The sequence below is a fragment of the Kineococcus glutinatus genome, assembly GCF_039542765.1.
GTDB classification, from domain to species: domain Bacteria; phylum Actinomycetota; class Actinomycetes; order Actinomycetales; family Kineococcaceae; genus Kineococcus_A; species Kineococcus_A glutinatus.
This window is the reverse complement of sequence record NZ_BAABIL010000828.1, coordinates 1-3,047: the sequence shown is the minus strand read 5'-3', so window position 1 is coordinate 3,047 and position 3,047 is coordinate 1. Positions and strand designations below refer to the sequence as shown.

Here is a 3,047-nt window from a genome sequence, read left to right as displayed (position 1 = left end):
GCCAGCACCTCCCGCCGCAGCGGCCGCCGCTGTGGCGGGAGGTGCTGGCGCACCCGGTCCTGCTGCTGCGCGTGCTGGGGCTGACGATGGGCGCCACCGTCATCTACTACGTGTGGGCGGTGGCGGCACCGGCGTTCGCGATCAGCGAGCGCGGCATCGACGCGGCGGGCGCGCTGTGGGCGGGGGCGGCGGCCAACGTCGTCTTCCTGCTCGCCCTGCCGGCGTGGGGGGCGCTGTCGGACCGGGTGGGCCGCAGACCCGTCCTGCTCGCCAGCACCGGCCTGCTCGCCGCCCTGCTCGTGCCGCTGGACGCGATGATCGGGCAGGAGGCGTGGCGGCTGTTCGCCGCCATGGCGGTCGCGCTGCTGCTCATCGCGGCGCCCGCGGCGATCGGCCCGGCCGTCTACGCCGAGATGTTCCCCACCGGCATCCGGGCCGCCGGTTTCGGGGTCCCGTACTCCGTCGCCGTGGCGCTGTTCGGCGGGACGGCGCCGTACCTGCAGAGCGCCCTGGCCGGGCGGGACCTGTCGGGGGTCTTCACCGGTTACGCCCTGGCGCTCGTCGCCGTCTCCGCGGTCGTCGTGCTGCTCATGCCGGAGACCCGGGCCGGGGACCTGCGCGAGGTGCGGCCCGGCCCCCGGCCGCGGTGAGGGGCGGGCCGCCCGGCGACGGGTGGCCCGGTTGCCCCGCCGCCGCGGCAGCGCGCACGATCTGTGCGTGCACGATCCGCTGGCCGCCCTCCGCTCACCCGGCGACCCGCCCTTCGACGTGCACGTGCGGGGCACCGTGTTCCACGACATCGTCTTCACCGGCCTGGACCACCTGCCCGAACCCGGCACGGAGGTCTGGACGGCGGGCATGGGTTCGTGTCCCGGTGGCATCGCGAACATGGCCACCGCCGCCAGCCGGCTCGGGCTGCGCACCTCCCTGGCGGCGACCTTCAGCACCGACGCCTACGGCGAGGAGTCCTGGCGCACCCTGGCCGAGCAGGAGGGCGTCGACCTGTCGGCGTCCCGGCGGGTGGCCGGCTGGCACTCGCCCGTCACGGTGTCGCTGGCCTACGCCGGGGACCGGGCGATGGTCACCCACGGCCACCCCGCCCCGGTGCCGGCCGGTGCCGGCCTGCACGCGGACGGCTGTGGTCCCGCGCCCCGGTCCCGCTCCTGCTTCGTGCACCTGAGCGCCGAGCCGCAACCCTGGGTGGGCACCGCGCGCGCGGGCGGGGCCCTCGTCTTCGCCGACGTCGGCTGGGACCCCAGCCGGCAGTGGTCCGCGGAGGTCCTCAGCGGCCTCGCGCAGTGCCACGCGTTCCTGCCCAACCACGTCGAGGCGATGCACTACACGCGCGCCGACACCCCGGCCGCGGCGCTGGCCCGGCTCGGGGACCTCGTGCCGGTGGTCGTGGTGACCCGCGGCGCGGCCGGTGCGCTGGCCGTGGACGCCACCACGGGGGAGACGGCCGAGGTGCCGGGGCTGCCCGTCGCGGCGCTGGACGCCACCGGCGCGGGGGACGTCTTCGGCGCCGCGTTCCTCGTCGCCGACCTCGCCGGCTGGCCGCTCGCCGACCGCCTCGCCTTCGCCGACCTCTGCGCCGGCCTGTCGGTGCAGCAGTTCGGCGGGTCGCTGTCGGCGCCCGGCTGGGGCGACATCACCGACTGGTGGCACCAGGTGCGCCAGCGCGCCTGCGGCGGCCCGGCCGGCGCCGCGGACCTGGCGCGCCGCTACGCGTTCCTCGACGACGTCGTCCCGCCCGCGGGGGCACCGGCCGTGCGCCGGGCCACGGCCACCCTGGCGGCCCGCTCCGACCTGCCGGACCCGCCGCCGCCGCCGGTGCGGGCGCACGGGTGAACCGGCCCGGTCGCGGCCCGCCGGCGCCGTCGCCTCAGAACGGGTAGGGGGCGATGTCCGGGCGCACCGTGAGCCACTGCACCTCGGTGAACGCCTCGACGTTCGCCTCGGCGCCGCCCGCGCGCGAGCCGGTGCCGGAGTCGCCGACCCCGCCGAACGGCGCGTGCGCCTCGTCGCCCACCGTCTGCTCGTTGACGTGCACGATGCCGCTGGGCACGGCGTCGGCCACCCGCATCGCGCTCCCCACGTCGCCGAGGATCCCCAGGGACAGGCCGTAGGAGCTCTCCCGCGCCAGGGCGATCGCCTCGTCGACGTCGGAGAACGGCACGACGGGCGCCACCGGACCGAAGACCTCCTCCGCCCACGCCGGCATCGCCGGTGCCACCTCCGCCAGCACCGTGGGCCGGTAGAACAGCCCCTCGTGCGTGCCGCCCGCCGCCAGCCGGGCGCCCGCCGCGACGGTGCCGCGCACGATGCGGTCGACGTTGGCCAGCTGCCGCTCGTCGATGATCGGGCCGAGCGCGACGTCGCCGACCGCGGGGTCCCCGACGGGCAGGTGGTCGGCCTTGGCGGCCAGCGCCGCGACGTAGTCGTCGTGCAGGCTCTCGTGCACCAGGTGGCGGCCGGTGGCCATGCAGATCTGCCCCTGGTGCAGGAAGGAGCCGAACGCGCCGGCGGAGGCCGCGCGGGCCAGGTCGGCGCCGGGCAGCACGACGAGGGCGTTGTTGCCGCCGAGCTCCAGGTGGGCGCGCTTGAGGTGCTGCCCGGCCAGCGCCCCGACCTTGCGCCCGGCGGCGGTGGAGCCGGTGAACGCCACCACGCGCACCTCGGGGGCGGTGACCACCGCCTCCCCGACGTCGGCACCGCCGGGCAGCAGGTGCAGCAGCCCCTCGGGCAGCCCGGCCTCCTCGAAGACCCGCACCAGCGCCACCCCGCCGCAGACCGGCGTGCGGGGGTCCGGCTTGAGCAGCACGGCGTTGCCGAGCGCGAGGGCGGGCGCCACGGCCCGGACCGACAGGATGAGGGGGAAGTTGAAGGGGGCGATGACGGAGACCACCCCCACCGGCCGGCGCCGCGCGAACGCCCACTGCGGGGAGGTCGACGCCAGCACGTGCCCCACCGGGTGGGTGGGCAGGGCCGCGGCCTCGAAGCACTCCTGCGCGGCGATGCGCGTCTCCAGCGCGGCCTTGGCGGCGACG

Annotated in this window: 3 protein-coding genes; 2 read left to right on the top strand and 1 reads right to left on the bottom strand. The window is 77.5% G+C overall.

Translation table 11 applies throughout. From position 1 onward, the window contains the following. Both ABEB16_RS21810 and ABEB16_RS21805 read left to right on the top strand, forming a co-directional pair. Positions 1-650: MFS transporter (locus ABEB16_RS21810; protein WP_345714266.1), on the top strand; the 650-nt coding region annotated here is incomplete at its 5' end. 67 nt (positions 651-717) lie between these two features. Beyond that, on the top strand, positions 718-1,848 hold the full coding sequence (locus ABEB16_RS21805) for a PfkB family carbohydrate kinase (RefSeq protein ID WP_345714265.1): 1,131 nt from the start codon (positions 718-720) through the stop codon (positions 1,846-1,848). A gap of 34 nt (positions 1,849-1,882) precedes the next feature. Here ABEB16_RS21805 and ABEB16_RS21800 read toward each other — a convergent pair. Next, on the bottom strand, positions 1,883-3,047 hold a 1,165-nt coding region (locus tag ABEB16_RS21800), incomplete at its 5' end, for an aldehyde dehydrogenase family protein (RefSeq protein ID WP_345714264.1).